Origin of the sequence: Pseudomonas sp. EGD-AK9 (genome assembly GCF_000465935.2) — a bacterium.
Taxonomy (GTDB): Bacteria; Pseudomonadota; Gammaproteobacteria; order Pseudomonadales; family Pseudomonadaceae; genus Aquipseudomonas.
In genome coordinates, this window is the sequence record NZ_AVOF01000163.1 from 1 (window position 1) to 15,819 (window position 15,819).

Below are 15,819 nucleotides of genomic sequence, written 5' to 3' on the forward strand. Positions count from 1 at the left end.
CCGAGCTGGCTGTCGTGCAAACGCTCGAGCAGGGCGTCCTGCACCACGCGGTTCTCGACTATGTGGCCGAGGGTTTCGGCATGCACGCTGGCCGCGGCGAAATGGATGCTGCCGGTGCCGCTGCCGTCCCACACGCGCATCTCGCCATAGGCGCAGGCGCGCCGCGCGGCGATGCCGTCCCAGGCGCCGAGGCGTGCAAGGATGCGCTGGCTGGCCATGGACAGGGCGCTGACCCGCGGCTCGAAGGCGGCAGCCGGGTCGAACGGCGCCAGGCGCAGCGGGCTGCCGTCCACCACCAGGATTTCCAGGCCGCTGTGCTCCAGGGCCAGCGCCAGGGCGCTGCCGACCATACCGGCACCGACGATGATCAGATCCGCGCGCATATCCATTCCTGCGTCAATCATGAGTAGGGTGTCGCGGGGCCAGTCACAGATTGCGCGTCCCCAGGCCCATGGCCTGGCGAGCGAACCAGCGCTTGGCCGGCGGCAGCAGGTCGAGGCCGAGCAATCCGAGGTTGCGTCCGGCGGTCAGCAGCGGCTGGGCATTGCTGAACAGCCGGGTGACCCGGTCGGAGAAGCCCACGGTCAGCTGCTGGTCCAGTTGCTGGCGCTGCAGGTAGCCCTGCAGGGTGGCGAAGTCGCCGAGCGGCGCGGTGGCGGCCTGCAGCACCTCGGCCAGCGCCAGGGTGTCACGCAGCGACAGGTTGTAGCCCTGCCCGGCGATGGGGTGCAGGCTGTGCGCCGCGTTGCCCAGCACCACCAGGTGCGGCCGCACCTGCTCCTGCGCCTCGACCAGGCTCAGCGGATAGAGATGGCGTGCGCCGACCTGGCGCAAGGCGCCCAGGCGGTAACCGAAGGCCTGCTGCAGCTCGGCGAGAAAGGCCGCGTCGCTCAGCCTGAGCAGGCGCTCGGCATCGGCGGCGGCGCGGGTCCAGACCAGCGCGCAGCGATTGTCTGTGAGCGGCAGCAGGGCCATCGGCCCTTCGTCGGTGAAACGCTCGAAGGCCTGACCGCGATGGGCCTCCAGCGGCGTGACATTGGCGATCAGCGCGCTCTGCCCGTAGGGCCGCTGGCTGACGCCGATGCCCAGTTGCTCGCGCAGGCCGGAACGGCCGCCGTCGGCCAGCACGGCCAGGTCGCAGTCGAGCTGGCGTTCGTCGCTCAGACTCAGGCGGTAGCCGTCGTCCAGACGCTGCAACCCGGTCACCTCGGCCGGGCAGTACCACTGCACAACCTCGGCATCGAGCGCCTGCCACAGGCAATGGCCGATCCAGGCGTTCTCCACCACGTAGCCGAGCGCCGGCACCCCTTCCTCGATGGCTTGCAGGCGCGCGGCACCGAAACGGCCGCGGTCGGAGACGTGAATCTGCTGGATCGCCTCGGCGCGCTGGGCGATGGCCTGCCACAGGCCCAGGCGTTCGTAGATCAGCCGGCTGCCGTAGGACAGCGCGGTGGAACGCGCGTCGTAGCTGGGCTGATAGCTGCTGCCGGGGGCGAAGGGTTCGATCAGGGCAATGTGCCAGCCACGCTGGCGCGCGGTGTCCTGCAGCGCCAGGGCCAGGCTCGCGCCGACCAGGCCGCCGCCGATAATGGCCAGCTGTACCCGGGCCATCAACGCAGTCCCGCCGTCAGGGCCAGGCTGGCACCGAGCCGTCTCCCAACAGCCCCGCCACCGATAATCGCCAGCTGCACGCGATTCATCGGCTCAGGCGGCCTGAATGCGCGCGGCGGCCATCAGCGCCTCGATCTCGGCGACGGTCTTGGGCACGCCGTTGGTGAGAATCTCGCAGCCGCTCTTGGTCACCACCACGTCGTCCTCGATGCGCACGCCGATGCCGCGCCACTTCTTGGCGACCTTTTCATTGTCCACGGCGATATAGATGCCCGGCTCGACCGTCATCGCCATGCCCGGCTCGAGCACGCGCCACTCGCCGCCGACCTTGTAGTCGCCGACGTCATGCACGTCCATGCCCAGCCAGTGACCGGCGCGGTGCATGTAGAAGGCCTTGTAGGCCTCGCTGGCGATCAGCGCTTCGACCTCGCCCTCGAGCAGGCCGAGTTCGACCAGGCCGGCGGTGATCACCTGCACGGTGGCCTCGTGCGCCTCGTTCCAGTGCTTGCCCGGGGCGATCTCCTTGAAGGCGGCCTCCTGTGCGGCCAGCACCAACTCGTAGATGGCCTTCTGCTCGGCGGAGAACTTGCCGCCGACCGGGAAGGTGCGGGTGATGTCGCTGGCGTAGCAGTCGATCTCGCAGCCGGCGTCGATCAGCACCAGATCGCCGTCCTTGAGCGCCGCGTCGTTCTCGCGGTAGTGCAGGATGCAGGCGTTCTTGCCGGCGGCGACGATGCTGCCGTAGGCCGGCATCTTCGCCCCACCCTTGCGGAACTCGTAATCCAGTTCGGCTTCCAGGTGGTACTCGAACAGCCCGGCGCGACTGGCCTGCATGGCACGCACGTGGGCGCGCGCGCTGATCTCGGCGGCCTCCTTCATCACCTTCACCTCGGCGGCCGACTTGTACAGGCGCATGTCGTGCAGCAGGTGGTCGAGGGCGACGAACTCGTTGGGCGGCGTGGCGCCCTGGCGGGCCTTGGCGCGGATATGGTTGATCCACTCCATCAGCCGGTGATCGAACTCCTGGTTGCAGCCGATGGCGTAGTAGACGCGCTCGCGCCCCTCGATCAGGCCAGGCAGGATGTCGTCGATGTCGCCGATGGGGAAGGCATCGTCGGCGCCGTAGTTGGCGATCGCGCCGTCCTGGCCGGCGCGCAGGCCGTCCCACAGCTCGCGCTCGGGGTCGCGCTCGCGGCAGAACAACACGTACTCGCCATGCTCGCGACCGGGGATCAGCGCCATCACCGCTTCCGGCTCGGGGAAGCCGGTGAGGTACTGGAAGTCACTGTCCTGGCGGTAGACGTGCTCGACGTCGCGGTTGCGGATATACACCGGCGCCGCCGGCAGGATGGCGATGCTGTTGGGCTCCATCTGCGCCATCAGCGCCTTGCGCCGGCGGGCATACTCGGACTTGGGGATGCTGATCAAGACGGGCTCCGGAAGAACTCAGTGCAGGGAGGGTTTGGCCGCAGGCGCCGCGGGCTTGGCGCACTCGGCGAACAGCAGCAGCGGCGCCACGCGCAGGTATTCCATGACTTCCATGTAATCGCTCTCGCCGTCCTCGGATTCCTCCAGGGCGCTCTGCACCTGGGCGATGGCGGACAGGTCCTGCAACACTTCCATGGCCTCGCCGCTCAGCGCGCCGTCGCGGGCGGTCAGGCCGAAGCCGCCGAGAAAGCCCTGGCACCACTGGCCGAGGGCGACGGCGCGCTGCGCCAGCGGCGCCTCGTCGTCCGGCAGCAGCAGGACCACGGTGACGTCTTCGCTGCACAGCTCGCCCTTGACCATCTCCTGCAGGCCGATCAGCGCCTGGCGCACGTTGTCCTGCGGCTCGCTGCCGAGCAGTTCGGCGGCGTCGAGCAGCCAGGCCTCGGCCTCGAAGCCGGCGCCGGCGCAACTGCGGCCGAGCAGCAGGCCGTGCAGTTCGGCAGGGGAAACGGAATGCCCGGCGCTGCTCAGCAGGGCGGCGAAGGCGGCGTAGGGGGAGCTGGGAGTCGACATAGATAGCTAGGCGCCAGACGGCGCAATCTCTAGAATGGAGGCCTCGTATCCTAGCACCGGCAGGCGCGCCAAGACCATCCGAGGCCGCCGGGGCGCCCGCGACGTGTTCGTCACGCCGCGGCCGCCAGGGTTTGACCCGCCGCCGCGACACGCCTATATAGTCCAGCCATTCCCTCCCGAAGCGAGAGCCCATGGAAGACGCCGATCTGCACGTATTGACCGCCAAGCTGGAACTGCTGATCCAGCGCGTCGAGCAGCTCAAGGCTCACAACCGACTCCTGCTGGCGAATGAACAGGCCTGGCGCGAGGAACGCGCCCATCTGATCGAAAAGAACGAATTGGCCCGGCACAAGGTCGAATCGATGATTTCGCGCCTCAAAGCCCTGGAGCAGGACACATGACCCAGTCGAACACCGTGACCGTCCATATCCTGGACAAAGAATATTGCATCGCCTGCCCGCAGGACGAACGCGCCAACCTGGAAAGCGCCGCCCGTTATCTCGACGGCAAGATGCGCGAGATCCGCACCAGCGGCAAGGTGATCGGCGCCGACCGCGTGGCGGTGATGGCCGCGCTGAACATCACCCACGACCTGCTGCACAAGCAGCAACGCCTGGATCAGGACGCCAGTTCGACGCGCCAGCAGGTGCGCGACCTGCTCGATCGCGTCGACCAGGCACTGGCCGACGACCAGGCCTCCTGAGCCGCCATGCCTGCCACTTCGTCGCAGGCCGCCCCTCGGCTGCGGGGTTCGGGTATACTGGCCGCCACTTCCTGGGGTGTGCGCCAGTTGGGGATGTCCCTGAGCCGATACGCACAACCACGGGGGTTGCATGTTGGGGCCGGTGTGCATGTCCGCCTGACGGAAAGCCTTAACGCCTCCTGCATCCTCCACCTTGAACTTTCGGGTTCAAGGGCTAAACCGACAGCGGCACGCCGGGAAGTCATCCTTTCAGCCAGCGCCCACCCGGGCCGTTGCGCATCGTTCTGCAGCCTCCATTCATGACCGCCAGCGCCGCCCCCAGTCGCCCGCAATTGCGCCGTCTGCTGCGTCAGCGCCGCCGCAGCCTCAGCCGCAGCCAGCAACGCCGCGCCGCCCGCGGCCTGTATCGCCAGCTGGCGCAACACCCGCGCTTTCGCCGCGCCCGCGATATCGCCCTGTACCTGCCCACCGACGGAGAGATCGATCCACGGCCGCTGCTGGCCGCGGCGCAGAAGCGCGGCAAGCGCACCTACCTGCCGGTGCTCAGCGCCTGGCCGCGCACCAAGATGGTGTTCCAGCGCGTCACCCGGCACGAGAAACTGGCCGGCAATCGCTTCCGCATCCTCGAGCCGCGCCCGCAGCCGGCGCGCCAGCGCAAGGTCTGGGCGCTGGACCTGGTGCTGCTGCCGCTGGTGGGCTTCGACGCGCGCGGCGGTCGCCTGGGCATGGGCGGCGGTTTCTACGACCGCAGCCTGGCCTACCTGCACAGGCGCAAAAATTGGCACAAGCCGACGCTATTGGGCCTGGCGCACGAATGTCAGCGGGTGGACGAACTGGCGCTGGCCAGCTGGGACGTGCCCTTGCAGGCGACGGTAACGGACAGGGCTTGGTACTGAAGGCGGGGAAGTGGCACCGCGTTCCCTGCGGCGCTGGAAGCTGGCGACCCGAAACTCAGGGCTGCTGCGTTACATTGACCGGGACGTCCTGCTGACGCTCCCAAAGGCTCTGGGTGTAACCCGTGGTAACCACGCCCAGGCTGAACAGCACTACGAGAACCCACAAAAGATCTGGCTTGCGTTTCATCTATTGCCTCCCCCTTCAAGGCAACTGCGCACGTTGATCGCGGCGTTATTGTTCTATGCAATCCGACGTCGCCAAGCGTTAAGCCGGGCATTTTCCGCCAGTGCCGAGCACTGTGCAATTTCCGGCGCCAACCGGCCGTCGGAGATCTCCACTCAAACGAGCGTCCGCGTACGGACCGGTCTGCAGGAGCAAAGTTCATGCCTTATTGGCTGATGAAATCCGAACCCGACGAATTATCCATCCACGACCTGCAGCGCCTGGGCCGTGCGCGCTGGGACGGCGTGCGCAACTACCAGGCGCGCAACTTCCTGCGCGCCATGGCGCCGGGCGAGCTGTTCTTCTTCTACCACTCCAGCTGCCCGCAGCCGGGTATCGCCGGCATCGGCCGCATCGCCGGGCCGGCCTACCCCGACCCCACCGCGCTGGAGCCGCACAGCCACTACTTCGACGCCAAGGCCAGCGCCGAGAAGAATCCCTGGAGCGCGCTGGACGTGGAGTTCGTCGAGGCCTTCGCCGAGGTGCTGCCGCTGCCGCAGTTGAAGAACAATCCACTGCTGGCCGAACTGGCGCTGGTGCAGCGCGGCAGCCGGCTGTCGGTGATGCCGGTGGGCGCGGCCGAATGGGCGGCGATTCTCGCCATGCGTTGAGTCGCAGCCGGCACTGTGCTATCACCACGGGGAAGCCTTCGGAGTCCGCCCATGCCGGCACTTTCCGCCTGGCCGGCGCGCCTGGCGCTGGCCCTCCTCCTCGTGGTGCTGAGCAGTGCCAGCGTGCTGCTCTGGCGTCAGCTCGAAGGCGAGCGGCAGCAGCGCCTGGAGGAGCGCCTCGGCTACCAGGCGCGCAGCCTGGCCCGCCAGCTGGAGAGTACCCTGCACCTGGAGGTCGCCAGCCTCGAACGCATCGCCCGTCTGTGGAACAGCCTGGGCCGGCTGCCGCGGGCCGGCTGGGAGGAGGAGGTGGCCCACGCGCTGCGCGGTTTCCCTGCCTATCAATCGATCCAGTGGGTCGGCGAGGACCTGCGCATGCGCTGGCTGCTGCCGCTGGCCGGCAACGAGGCGGCGCTGAACTTTCGCCTCACCGCCGATCACCCCAACTACCCGCTGGCCATGCAGGCGCGCGACAGCGGCGAGCAGCGTTTCTCCAACAGCTTCGAGCTGGTCCAGGGCGGTCGCGGCTTCGTCCTCTACACCCCGCTGTACCGCGACGAGGGCGGCGCGCGGGTGTTCGACGGTTTCCTCCAGGGGGTGTTTCGCGTCGAGCCGCTGATGCAGCAGCTGCTCGGCCAGATCGACCGCGACGCCTTCAACCTGGAGCTGCTGGAAAACGGCCACAGCCTGTTTCGCCACGGCCAGGTCGACGGCGCCCCGGGGCTGAGCCAGCGAGTCGACCTGCAACTGCTCAACAACCGCGGCTTCAGCTTGCGCCTGAGCCCCACCGCGCAACTGCTGGCGCAGCTGAACACGCCGCTGCCCGGCGTGGTGCTCGGCGCCGGCCTGGCGATCAGCCTGCTGCTGGTCGCCGCCCTGGCCCTGGCCCTGGAGAACAGCCGGCGCGCCCACGCCCTGCAGGTGGCCAACCGGCGCTTCAAGGTGGAGGCGACGCGCCGCGAGGAAACCGAGCAGCGCCTGTCGGAGAACCGCGAACGCCTGCAGCTGGTGCTCGACCTGACCGACTCCAGCCATGACGGCCTGTTCATCTTCGACAGCGCCAGCCGCGAGCTGCTGCACATGAATCAGGCCACCTACGCCAGCCTCGGCTATCGCCCCGAGCAGTTCGCCCAGCTGCTGCGCGACGACCCGGAAAAACTCCTGCCCGGCTTTCACCGCTGGCTGGAGCAGGCGCGCCAGGCGCAGCGCGACAACCTCTCGCGAATCTTCCAGCGCGAGCTGATCCGCCGCGACGGCAGCCGCCAGCCGGCCGAGATCAACACCCAGCTGGTACAGCTGCACGGCCGCGAGTACCTGATCGCGGTGTCGCGCGACAACAGCGAGCGCCTGCAACTGGAGGCCCAGCTGCAGCGCCTGTCGCAGCTCGACGGCCTGACCGGGCTGTACAACCGGCGCTACTTCGACCAGCAGCTGCAGGCCGAATGGCGTCGCCTGCGGCGGATCGGCGCGCCGCTGGCGCTGCTGATGCTGGATATCGACCACTTCAAGGCCTACAACGACGCGCTCGGCCACCTGGCCGGCGACGACGCCCTGCGCAAGGTCAGCACGGTGTTGCAGGAGAGCCTGCAGCGCGAAGGCGACGTGGCCTGCCGCTACGGTGGCGAGGAGTTCGCCATCATCCTCGCCAACACCGGCCTGGAGGGTGGCGAACACGTCGCCGCGCGCATCCACGCGGCCATCGCCCACCTCGACATCGCCCATCCCGCCAGCCCGCTGGGGCGCCTGAGCCTGAGCATCGGCCTGACCGTGGTCGACCCGGTCAGCGACGAGGCGCCCGGCGAGCTGCTCGCCCAGGGCGACCAGGCGCTGTACCGGGCCAAGCACGAGGGACGCAACCGCACCTGCCTGTGGCAGCCCGCGGAGACGCCGGAATGAGCGCTACTGGATGATCAGGTTGTTGAACAGCAGGTCTTCCACCACCGGCTTGCCCTCCTCCGCCTCGAGCGCCTGCTGCACCTGCTTGAGCGCTTCCTGACGCAGCTTCTCGCGGCCGTCGGGGGCGTTGATGGTTTCGCTGGTCTGGGCGGAGAACAGCAGCACCAGTTGATGGCGGATCAGCGGGTCGTGGTGCTTGATCCGCGCCTCGGCCTCGGCGCCGCTGACGCGCAGAGCCACGTCGGCCTTGAAGAACTTCAGCCGATTGCCGCCGTCGCCGAGGTTGCCGATCAGTGCCGGCACCAGGTTGTAATAGAGCGTCTGCGGCGCTTCTTCCTTCTGCTCCTCCTCGGCCAGGGCGGGCAGGCACAACGACAGGCTCAGCAACAGGGCGCTCATCACTTTCACGGGCAATCACTCCATCGGGGTTGCGCCTAGCATAGCCATCCGCGGGCCGGCACCCAAGGCTTATGCCGAGCTATCAGGGCCGGGCATGCTCGTTGACCGCCCCGGGCGCCCTCCTACACTGCAAGCCACCTTTGTGGAGGAAGCCATCCGATGAAAGCCCTGCTGTGCAAAGCCTTCGGCCCCGCCGAAACCCTGGTGCTGGAAGACATCGCCAGCCCCGAGCCGAAAAAGAACGAAGTGCTGATCGAGGTTCACGCCGCCGGGGTCAACTTTCCCGACACCCTGATCATCGAGGGCAAGTACCAGTTCAAGCCGCCCTTCCCCTTCGCCCCGGGCGGCGAGGCGGCCGGCGTGGTCAAGGCGGTGGGCGAGAAGGTCAGCCACCTGCGCGCCGGTGATCGGGTGATGGCGCTGACCGGCTGGGGCGGCTTCGCCGAGGAAGTGGCGGTGCCGGCCTACAACGTGCTGCCGGTGCCCAAGAGCATGGACCTGACCACCGCGGCCGCCTTCGGCATGACCTACGGTACCTCGATGCACGCGCTCAAGCAGCGCGCCAATCTGCAGCCGGGCGAGACCCTGCTGGTGCTCGGCGCCTCCGGCGGCGTCGGCCTGGCAGCGGTGGAAATCGGCAAGGCCATGGGTGCCAAGGTGATCGCCGCGGCCAGCACGGCGGAGAAACTGGAGGTGGCGCGCCAGGCCGGCGCCGACGAGCTGATCAACTACAGCGAGCAGAGCCTGAAGGACGAGGTGAAGAAGCTCACCGGCGGCCAGGGCGTCGACGTGATCTACGACCCGGTGGGCGGCGCGCTGTTCGAGGAAGCCTTCCGCAGCATCGCCTGGAACGGCCGCTTCCTGGTGGTCGGCTTCGCCGCCGGCGGCGGCATCCCGGCGCTGCCGGCCAACCTGCCGCTGCTCAAGGGTGCGTCGCTGGTGGGCGTGTTCTGGGGCTCCTTCGCCCAGCGCCAACCGCAGGACAACGCCGAGAACTTCCAGCAGCTGTTCGCCTGGCACGCCGAAGGCAAACTCAAACCGCTGGTGTCGCAGAGCTTCCCGTTGGCGCGGGGCGGCGAAGCGATCGACGCCCTCGGCCAGCGCAAGGCGGTGGGCAAGGTGGTGGTGCAGGTTCGCTAGGGTGCGCCATGCGCACCGAGCCCGACTCGGTGTGCACGCCGGCATGAGCAAAGCCGCCCTGGGGCGGCTTTTTCAATTCAGCCTCTTGGCGCGTAGGCGAATACGTCGGCGCGCATCTGGTGGGCGTCCATGCCGGCTTCGACCAGCGCATCCAGCGTGGCATAGACCATCGCCGGCGAGCCGCTGGCGTAGACGTGCAGCGCCTTGAGGTCGGCAAAATCCTCGCGCACCGCCTCGTGCAGCAGGCCGCAACGGCCCGCCCAGGTACCCGAATCGCTGACCACCTGATGCAGGTGCAGGTTGGTCAGGCGCTGCCAGTCGCTCCAGTGCGGCAGGGCGTAGAAGTCCTCGGGCCGCCGCGCGCCCCAGTACAGGTGCACCGGATGGGCGAAACCGGCGGCGCGACAGTGTTCGATCAGGCTGTGCATCTGCGCCATGCCGGTGCCGGCGGCGATCAGCACCAGCGGTCCGTCCGGCAACTCGGCCAGGTGGGTATCGCCGAACGGCAGCTGCACGCAGGCCAGCCCCTGCTCACGCAGATAGACGAGCAATGCCCGGGTATTGTCGTCGCGCGCCAGGATATGCAGCTCCAGCTCGCGCCCGCAGTGCGGTGCCGAGGCCAGGGAGAAGGCCGCCATCTCGCTGTCGTGCCGCTGCAACAGCAGGTATTGCCCGGCGTGGTAGCGCGGCGCCTTGCCGGCCGGCGCGCGCAGGCGCACGCGGAACACGTCGCCACCGACGTCCTGGCATTCGATCAGCTGGCAGCTGAGTTCGCGCACCGGCAGCTCGCCGGGCGCCAGCACGCCGTCCCAGTGCAGCACGCAGTCTTGCAGCGGCTCGGCCAGGCAGGTGAACAGCTCGCCGTGATCCAGCTCGGCGCCGTTCTGCCGCACCCGCCCTTCCACCAGCAAGGCGGCGCAGATATGGCAGTTGCCGTTGCGGCAGCTCTGCGGGCAGTCGTAGCCGAGACGGCGGGCGCCGTCGAGGATGCGTTCGCCGGGCTGCAGGGCGAGGGTGACGCCGGAGGGTTGCAGGGTGACGTTCATCAATCGATTCCCAGCTCACCCCAGAGTGCGTCGACGCGCGCCACCACGGCCGCATCCTTCTCGATCACCCGCCCCCATTCGCGATTGGTCTCGCCCGGCCACTTGTGGGTGGCGTCGAGGCCCATCTTCGAGCCGAGGCCGGAGATCGGCGAGGCGAAGTCGAGGTAGTCGATCGGCGTGTTGTCGATCATCACCGTGTCGCGCTTGGGGTCCATGCGCGTGGTAATCGCCCAGATCACGTCGTTCCAGTCCCGTGCGTTGATGTCGTCGTCGGTGACGATAACGAACTTGGTGTACATGAACTGTCGCAGGAACGACCACACCCCCAACATTACGCGCTTGGCGTGGCCCGGGTACTGCTTCTTCATGGTCACCACCGCCATGCGGTAGGAGCAGCCCTCCGGCGGCAGGTAGAAGTCGGTGATCTCGGGGAACTGCTTCTGCAGGATCGGCACGAACACCTCGTTCAGCGCCACGCCGAGAATCGCCGGCTCGTCCGGCGGCCGGCCGGTGTAGGTGCTGTGGTAGATCGGCTGGCGACGACGGGTGATGCGCTCGACGGTGAACACCGGGAAGGTGTCGACCTCGTTGTAGTAGCCGGTGTGATCGCCGTAGGGACCTTCCGGCGCGGTCTCGCCCGGATGGATCACGCCTTCCAGCACGATCTCGGCGCTGGCCGGCACCTGCAGGTCCGAGCCGATGGCCTTGATCAGCTCGGTACGATGACCACGCAGCAGGCCGGCGAAGGCGTATTCGGACAGGGTATCGGGCACCGGGGTGACGGCGCCGAGGATGGTCGCCGGGTCGGCGCCCAGGGCCACGCATACCGGGTAGGGCTGGTCCGGGTGCTTCTGGCACCACTCGCGGTAATCCAGCGCGCCGCCACGGTGGCTGAGCCAGCGCATGATCACCTTGTTGCGGCCGATCACCTGCTGGCGGTAGATGCCGAGGTTCTGCCGCTCCTTGTTCGGCCCCTTGGTGATGGTCAGCCCCCAGGTGATCAGCGGCGCCACGTCGCCCGGCCAGCAGTGCTGGATCGGCAGCCGGTTCAGGTCGACCTCGTCGCCTTCCTCGATCACCTCGTGGCAGGGCGCGTCCTTGACCACCTTGGGCGCCATGGAAATGACCTTCTTGAAGATCGGCAGCTTGCTCCAGGCGTCCTTGAGGCCCTTGGGCGGCTCCGGCTCTTTCAGGAACGCCAGCAGCTTGCCGATCTCGCGCAGCTCGCCCACATCCTCGGCGCCCATGCCAAGGGCCACGCGCTTGGGGGTGCCGAACAGGTTGCCGAGCACCGGCACGTCGAAGCCGGTGGGCTGCTCGAACAGCAGCGCCGGACCACCCTTGCGCAAGGTGCGATCGCAGATTTCGGTCATTTCCAGGATGGGCGAAACCGGGGTCTGGATGCGCTTGAGTTCGCCGCGCTGTTCAAGTTCGCGGATGAAGTCGCGTAGGTCGCGATACTGCATGCAGGAGCCTCGTGTCGGGCTGGCTGGAGTCGGGCGCAAAGTTTAGCGCCGAAGTCGGGCTTTCAGAAGGCGCGGCGGGAGCGCAGATAGCAAAAGGCCGGGTTTCCCCGGCCTGGTGACAAGACGCGACGCTTACTTGCGCTTCATCGACAGGAAGAACTCGTCGTTGGTCTTGGTCGCTTTCAGCTTGTCGATGAGGAACTCGATGGCGGCGATTTCGTCCATCGGGTGCAGCAGCTTGCGCAGGATCCACATGCGCGACAGCTCTTCCTCGCCGGTCAGCAGCTCTTCGCGACGGGTGCCGGACTTGTTGATGTTGATCGCCGGGAACACGCGCTTCTCGGAGACGCGGCGGTCGAGGATCAGCTCCATGTTGCCGGTGCCCTTGAATTCCTCGTAGATCACCTCGTCCATCTTCGAGCCGGTTTCCACCAGCGCGGTGGCGATGATGGTCAGCGAGCCGCCCTCCTCGATGTTGCGCGCGGCGCCGAAGAAGCGCTTGGGCTTCTCCAGGGCATGGGCATCGACACCACCGGTGAGTACCTTGCCGGAGCTGGGGATGACGGTGTTGTAGGCGCGCGCCAGGCGGGTGATGGAGTCGAGCAGGATGACCACGTCCTTCTTGTGCTCGACCAGGCGCTTGGCCTTCTCGATCACCATCTCGGCGACCTGCACGTGGCGGGTCGGTGGTTCGTCGAAGGTGGAGGCGACCACTTCGCCGCGCACGGTGCGCTGCATTTCGGTCACTTCTTCCGGGCGCTCGTCGATCAGCAGAACGATCAGGTGGCACTCGGGGTTGTTGCGGGTGATGTTCGAGGCGATGTTCTGCAGCATGATGGTCTTGCCCGCCTTCGGCGGGGCGACGATCAGGCCGCGCTGGCCCTTGCCGATCGGCGCGCAGAGGTCGATCACCCGGCCGGTGATGTCCTCGGTGGAGCCGTTGCCGGCCTCCATGGTCAGGCGCTTGGTCGGAAACAGCGGCGTCAGGTTCTCGAACAGGATCTTGTTCTTGGCGTTCTCCGGACGGTCGAAGTTGATGCTGTCGACCTTGAGCAGGGCGAAATAACGCTCGCCTTCCTTCGGCGGACGGATCTTGCCGACGATGGTGTCACCGGTACGCAGGTTGAAACGGCGGATCTGGCTGGGCGAGACGTAGATATCGTCGGGGCCGGCCAGGTAGGAGGAGTCGGCGCTACGGAGGAAGCCGAAACCGTCCTGGAGAATCTCCAGCACGCCGTCACCGGAAATTTCCTCGCCGCTTTTGGCATGCTTTTTCAGCAGGGCGAAGATGATGTCCTGCTTGCGCGAACGGGCCATGTTTTCCAGGCCCATCTGTTCGGCCATGTCCAGCAGTTCGGCAATCGGCTTTTGCTTGAGTTCGGTCAGATTCATAGGAATGACGTGATCATCGAGAGGAGAAGAAAGCTGTTAGCTTGAGAGGCCGCGCCGCAGGGAAGGCGACAGGATCGCGAACGAGTTCGTATAGGAATGAGTCGGCGACGGCATGCAGAGGGCTGCATAGGAAATGCAGCGAGGCCGAATTTAACACCGTGAAAAATCAGCGTCTAGCCCGAAAACGAAAAAACCCCGCACCAGGCGGGGCTTCTTCACGAGCGACGAAACTCAGATATTGCTGTCGAGGAAGGCCGCCAGTTGCGACTTGGACAGCGCGCCGACCTTGGTCGCCTCGACGTTGCCGTTCTTGAACAGCATCAGGGTCGGGATGCCGCGTACGCCGAACTTCGGCGGGGTTTCCTGATTCTCGTCGATGTTCAGCTTGCACACCTTGAGCTTGCCCTGGTAGTCCTTGGCGATCTCGTCGAGCACCGGCGCGATCATCTTGCACGGGCCGCACCACTCAGCCCAGTAGTCGACCAGAACCGGACCCTCGGCCTGGAGGACGTCCTGGTCGAAGCTGGCATCGCTGACGTTGGTGATGAATTCGCTCATGGGGAGTCTCCGTGATCGGAAGCAAAAAGTGGCGCCATCATAGCCCGGCTTGCCTGACACCGAAAGGCACTGGCGATTGAGCCACTCAATAGTTTCAATCACCAAGCGTGATGAAGGCTATTCCAGTGCGCAGCGCGGCGGCGCGAATGTGCTGCTGCATGGCCTTCTGCGCCGGGCCTGCGGCATGCCGGGCCAGGGCCTTGAGGATCTTGCGGTGCTCCTGCCAGGTTTCCATGGCCCGCTCCGGGCGGATGAACGGCAGCTTCTGGCTCTCCAGGAAAATCTCGGCGCTGGAGGCCACCAGGGCGAACATCGCCTGGTTGCCGCTGGCGGCGAGGATGCGCTGGTGGAACTCGAAATCCAGCCGCGCCGCCCGTTCGAAGTCGCCGGCGCGCAGCTCGCGGCGCATCTGCTCGACGTTGTCTTCGAGCAGATCCAGCTCCTGCGCGGTCAGCACCCCGGCCGCCAGGCCGCAGGCGAAGCCCTCCAGGGCGAAGCGCAGCTGGAAGGTATCGGCCGCCGACACCTGCGCGGCGAAGGGCCAGACGAAAGCGCCGGCCGCCTCGCCCTTGGCTGGCTCCTGGACGAACACGCCCTTGCCGGCCTGCACGCTGACCAGGCCCAGCGCGCTGAGCGACGACAACGCCTCGCGCAATGACGCACGGCTGACGCCCAGGCGCTCGGCCAGGTCGCGCTGCGACGGCAGCGCATCGCCCGGGCGGTAGCCCTCGCTCTCGATCAGCTGACGGATCGCCTGCAGGGCGTATTCGGGTACGGCGCGGGGAGCGGTGGCGTGCATGACTGTTCGGGCCGGTCAGTCCAGTGAAGCCGCCTTTGTACGGCCAGACGCCCACTCCAGGCAAGCGACGCCCCCTTGTGGAACAGCACTCCGCGCGAACGCACCGAGATGGCACAGGCCCCTCCCTGACCAACTGGTCAGCTACGCCAACTGTTCAGACCAGTAAGACCTTGTTTCCACTCGCCTGCAGCGATGCAAGCCCTGATTTCATTGAATTTGGCACAGGCAATGCACTGCACGAGCCAGGCAAAACGCTGCAGTTTTCGTTTATTCATCGGGAGTTCGACATGCGCACATTTCACCGCACCCTGCTGGGTACCCTGTTCGCCGCCCTGGCCTTCGGCGCCAGCACCGTTCACGCCGATGCGCTCGACGACATCAGCAAGGCCGGCGTGCTGAAAGTCGCCGTGCCGCAGGACTTCCCGCCGTTCGGCTCGGTCGGCCCGGACCTGCAGCCGCGCGGCCTGGATATCGACACCGCGCAGCTCTTGGCCGACAAGCTGGCGGTGAAGCTGGAGCTGACCCCGGTCAACAGCACCAACCGCATTCCCTTTCTCACCACCGGCAAGGTCGACCTGGTGATCTCCAGCCTGGGCAAGAACCCCGAGCGTGAAGCGGTGATCGACTTCTCCGCCGCCTATGCGCCCTTCTACCTCGGCGTGTTCGGCCCGGAAGACGCCGCCATCGCCAGCCTCGACGACCTGGCCGGCAAGACCATCAGCGTCACCCGCGGCTCCATCGAGGACATCGAACTGAGCAAGGTCGCGCCGCAAGACGCCACCATCAAGCGCTTCGAGGACAACAACTCGACCATCGCCGCCTACCTGTCCGGCCAGGTCGAGCTGATCGCCAGCGGCAACGTGGTGATGGTGGCCATCGCCGAACGCAATCCCAAGCGCATTCCGAGCATGAAACTCAAGCTCAAGGACTCGCCGGTCTACGTCGGCGTGAACAAGAACCAGGCCGCGTTGCTGGACAAGGTCAATGCCGTCATCGCCGCCGCCAAGGCCGACGGCAGCCTCGAGGCGATCAGCCAGAAGTGGCTGAAGCAGCCGCTGCCGGCCGGCCTCTGAGCCGC

Annotated in this window: 17 protein-coding genes, 1 other RNA gene and 1 pseudogene; 8 read left to right on the plus strand and 11 right to left on the minus strand. The window is 67.0% G+C overall.

All coding sequences use genetic code 11. The annotated features are described in order from the left end of the window. The 4 genes and pseudogenes from N878_RS09070 to N878_RS09085 all read right to left on the minus strand — a co-directional run. Nucleotides 1-383, minus strand: a pseudogene (locus N878_RS09070) (2-octaprenyl-3-methyl-6-methoxy-1,4-benzoquinol hydroxylase); the annotation flags it as partial. A 43-nt stretch (nucleotides 384-426) separates the two neighbouring features. Further along, the gene (gene ubiH / locus N878_RS09075; protein WP_021443350.1) at nucleotides 427-1,611 is read right to left on the minus strand and encodes a 2-octaprenyl-6-methoxyphenyl hydroxylase; all 1,185 of its coding nucleotides are present in this window, start codon (nucleotides 1,609-1,611) and stop codon (nucleotides 427-429) included. A 93-nt stretch (nucleotides 1,612-1,704) separates the two neighbouring features. Further along, a complete protein-coding gene (gene pepP, locus N878_RS09080) occupies nucleotides 1,705-3,039 on the minus strand; it encodes a Xaa-Pro aminopeptidase (RefSeq protein WP_021443351.1) in 1,335 nt (444 codons plus the stop codon). 18 nt (nucleotides 3,040-3,057) lie between these two features. Next, nucleotides 3,058-3,612: a YecA family protein gene (locus tag N878_RS09085; protein ID WP_021443352.1), complete on the minus strand. Its 555-nt coding sequence runs from the start codon at nucleotides 3,610-3,612 to the stop codon at nucleotides 3,058-3,060. Nucleotides 3,613-3,803: 191 nt separating this feature from the next. Here N878_RS09085 and N878_RS09090 point away from each other — a divergent pair, with 191 nt between their 5' ends. The 4 genes from N878_RS09090 (at nucleotide 3,804) to N878_RS09100 (ending at nucleotide 5,211) form a co-directional block, all read left to right on the plus strand. After that, complete coding sequence (locus N878_RS09090; RefSeq protein WP_004373292.1) at nucleotides 3,804-4,013, plus strand: TIGR02449 family protein; 210 nt, start codon at nucleotides 3,804-3,806, stop codon at nucleotides 4,011-4,013. Further along, on the plus strand, nucleotides 4,010-4,315 hold the full coding sequence (locus N878_RS09095; protein ID WP_004373294.1) for a cell division protein ZapA: 306 nt from the start codon (nucleotides 4,010-4,012) through the stop codon (nucleotides 4,313-4,315). The genes N878_RS09090 and N878_RS09095 overlap by 4 nt, the downstream gene beginning before the upstream one ends. Before the next feature lie 65 nt (nucleotides 4,316-4,380). Continuing rightward, nucleotides 4,381-4,559: non-coding RNA, 6S RNA (gene ssrS / locus N878_RS26755), on the plus strand. Nucleotides 4,560-4,614: 55 nt separating this feature from the next. Next, nucleotides 4,615-5,211: a 5-formyltetrahydrofolate cyclo-ligase gene (locus N878_RS09100; RefSeq protein WP_021443353.1), complete on the plus strand. Its 597-nt coding sequence runs from the start codon at nucleotides 4,615-4,617 to the stop codon at nucleotides 5,209-5,211. A 55-nt stretch (nucleotides 5,212-5,266) separates the two neighbouring features. Here N878_RS09100 and N878_RS29495 read toward each other — a convergent pair whose 3' ends face one another. Then, on the minus strand, nucleotides 5,267-5,398 hold the full coding sequence (locus N878_RS29495; RefSeq protein ID WP_021443354.1) for a hypothetical protein: 132 nt from the start codon (nucleotides 5,396-5,398) through the stop codon (nucleotides 5,267-5,269). 197 nt (nucleotides 5,399-5,595) lie between these two features. On the opposite strand from N878_RS29495, the gene N878_RS09105 reads away from it, so the two are divergent. Together N878_RS09105 and N878_RS09110 are read left to right on the plus strand one after the other, a co-directional pair. Then, the gene (locus N878_RS09105) at nucleotides 5,596-6,045 is read left to right on the plus strand and encodes an EVE domain-containing protein (protein WP_021443355.1); all 450 of its coding nucleotides are present in this window, start codon (nucleotides 5,596-5,598) and stop codon (nucleotides 6,043-6,045) included. A 51-nt stretch (nucleotides 6,046-6,096) separates the two neighbouring features. Beyond that, nucleotides 6,097-7,941 (plus strand): diguanylate cyclase, encoded by a 1,845-nt coding sequence (locus N878_RS09110; protein WP_021443356.1) that lies wholly within the window; start codon nucleotides 6,097-6,099, stop codon nucleotides 7,939-7,941. 3 nt (nucleotides 7,942-7,944) lie between these two features. Here the strand turns inward: N878_RS09110 and N878_RS09115 are convergent, their stop codons facing one another. Then, entirely contained in the window at nucleotides 7,945-8,349 is a 405-nt protein-coding gene (locus tag N878_RS09115) for a flagellar basal body-associated protein FliL (RefSeq protein WP_031302947.1), read from the minus strand. Nucleotides 8,350-8,499: 150 nt separating this feature from the next. On the opposite strand from N878_RS09115, the gene N878_RS09120 reads away from it, so the two are divergent. Next, the gene (locus N878_RS09120; RefSeq protein WP_021443358.1) at nucleotides 8,500-9,480 is read left to right on the plus strand and encodes an NADPH:quinone oxidoreductase family protein; all 981 of its coding nucleotides are present in this window, start codon (nucleotides 8,500-8,502) and stop codon (nucleotides 9,478-9,480) included. Nucleotides 9,481-9,557: 77 nt separating this feature from the next. Here N878_RS09120 and N878_RS09125 read toward each other — a convergent pair whose 3' ends face one another. The 5 genes from N878_RS09125 to N878_RS09145 form a co-directional block, all read right to left on the minus strand. Continuing rightward, the gene (locus N878_RS09125; protein WP_021443359.1) at nucleotides 9,558-10,526 is read right to left on the minus strand and encodes a CDP-6-deoxy-delta-3,4-glucoseen reductase; all 969 of its coding nucleotides are present in this window, start codon (nucleotides 10,524-10,526) and stop codon (nucleotides 9,558-9,560) included. Next, entirely contained in the window at nucleotides 10,526-11,992 is a 1,467-nt protein-coding gene (gene ubiD / locus N878_RS09130; protein ID WP_021443360.1) for a 4-hydroxy-3-polyprenylbenzoate decarboxylase, read from the minus strand. The genes N878_RS09125 and ubiD overlap by 1 nt, the downstream gene beginning before the upstream one ends. Nucleotides 11,993-12,124: 132 nt before the next feature. Next, nucleotides 12,125-13,384, minus strand: coding sequence for a transcription termination factor Rho (gene rho, locus N878_RS09135; RefSeq protein ID WP_021443361.1), 1,260 nt, complete (start codon nucleotides 13,382-13,384; stop codon nucleotides 12,125-12,127). Between the two features lie 231 nt (nucleotides 13,385-13,615). Further along, complete coding sequence (gene trxA, locus N878_RS09140; protein WP_021443362.1) at nucleotides 13,616-13,942, minus strand: thioredoxin TrxA; 327 nt, start codon at nucleotides 13,940-13,942, stop codon at nucleotides 13,616-13,618. Nucleotides 13,943-14,036: 94 nt separating this feature from the next. Further along, a complete protein-coding gene (locus N878_RS09145) occupies nucleotides 14,037-14,741 on the minus strand; it encodes a FadR/GntR family transcriptional regulator (protein WP_021443363.1) in 705 nt (234 codons plus the stop codon). A gap of 287 nt (nucleotides 14,742-15,028) precedes the next feature. On the opposite strand from N878_RS09145, the gene N878_RS09150 reads away from it, so the two are divergent. After that, nucleotides 15,029-15,814, plus strand: coding sequence for a transporter substrate-binding domain-containing protein (locus N878_RS09150; RefSeq protein ID WP_021443364.1), 786 nt, complete (start codon nucleotides 15,029-15,031; stop codon nucleotides 15,812-15,814). The last annotated feature ends 5 nt before the right edge of the window (nucleotides 15,815-15,819 follow it).

What these genes read in the sequence shown, in the direction of transcription:
- ubiH (WP_021443350.1), bottom strand. Translation starts at nt 1,611, where the DNA reads ATGGCCCGGGTACAGCTGGCCATTATCGGCGGCGGCCTGGTCGGCGCG.
- N878_RS09110 (WP_021443356.1), top strand. Translation starts at nt 6,097, where the DNA reads ATGCCGGCACTTTCCGCCTGGCCGGCGCGCCTGGCGCTGGCCCTCCTC.
- N878_RS09145 (WP_021443363.1), bottom strand. Translation starts at nt 14,741, where the DNA reads ATGCACGCCACCGCTCCCCGCGCCGTACCCGAATACGCCCTGCAGGCG.
- N878_RS09150 (WP_021443364.1), top strand. Translation starts at nt 15,029, where the DNA reads ATGCGCACATTTCACCGCACCCTGCTGGGTACCCTGTTCGCCGCCCTG.
- rho (WP_021443361.1), bottom strand. Translation starts at nt 13,384, where the DNA reads ATGAATCTGACCGAACTCAAGCAAAAGCCGATTGCCGAACTGCTGGAC.
- N878_RS09085 (WP_021443352.1), bottom strand. Translation starts at nt 3,612, where the DNA reads ATGTCGACTCCCAGCTCCCCCTACGCCGCCTTCGCCGCCCTGCTGAGC.
- N878_RS09090 (WP_004373292.1), top strand. Translation starts at nt 3,804, where the DNA reads ATGGAAGACGCCGATCTGCACGTATTGACCGCCAAGCTGGAACTGCTG.
- N878_RS09100 (WP_021443353.1), top strand. Translation starts at nt 4,615, where the DNA reads ATGACCGCCAGCGCCGCCCCCAGTCGCCCGCAATTGCGCCGTCTGCTG.
- N878_RS29495 (WP_021443354.1), bottom strand. Translation starts at nt 5,398, where the DNA reads ATGAAACGCAAGCCAGATCTTTTGTGGGTTCTCGTAGTGCTGTTCAGC.
- N878_RS09120 (WP_021443358.1), top strand. Translation starts at nt 8,500, where the DNA reads ATGAAAGCCCTGCTGTGCAAAGCCTTCGGCCCCGCCGAAACCCTGGTG.
- trxA (WP_021443362.1), bottom strand. Translation starts at nt 13,942, where the DNA reads ATGAGCGAATTCATCACCAACGTCAGCGATGCCAGCTTCGACCAGGAC.
- N878_RS09095 (WP_004373294.1), top strand. Translation starts at nt 4,010, where the DNA reads ATGACCCAGTCGAACACCGTGACCGTCCATATCCTGGACAAAGAATAT.
- ubiD (WP_021443360.1), bottom strand. Translation starts at nt 11,992, where the DNA reads ATGCAGTATCGCGACCTACGCGACTTCATCCGCGAACTTGAACAGCGC.
- N878_RS09105 (WP_021443355.1), top strand. Translation starts at nt 5,596, where the DNA reads ATGCCTTATTGGCTGATGAAATCCGAACCCGACGAATTATCCATCCAC.
- N878_RS09125 (WP_021443359.1), bottom strand. Translation starts at nt 10,526, where the DNA reads ATGAACGTCACCCTGCAACCCTCCGGCGTCACCCTCGCCCTGCAGCCC.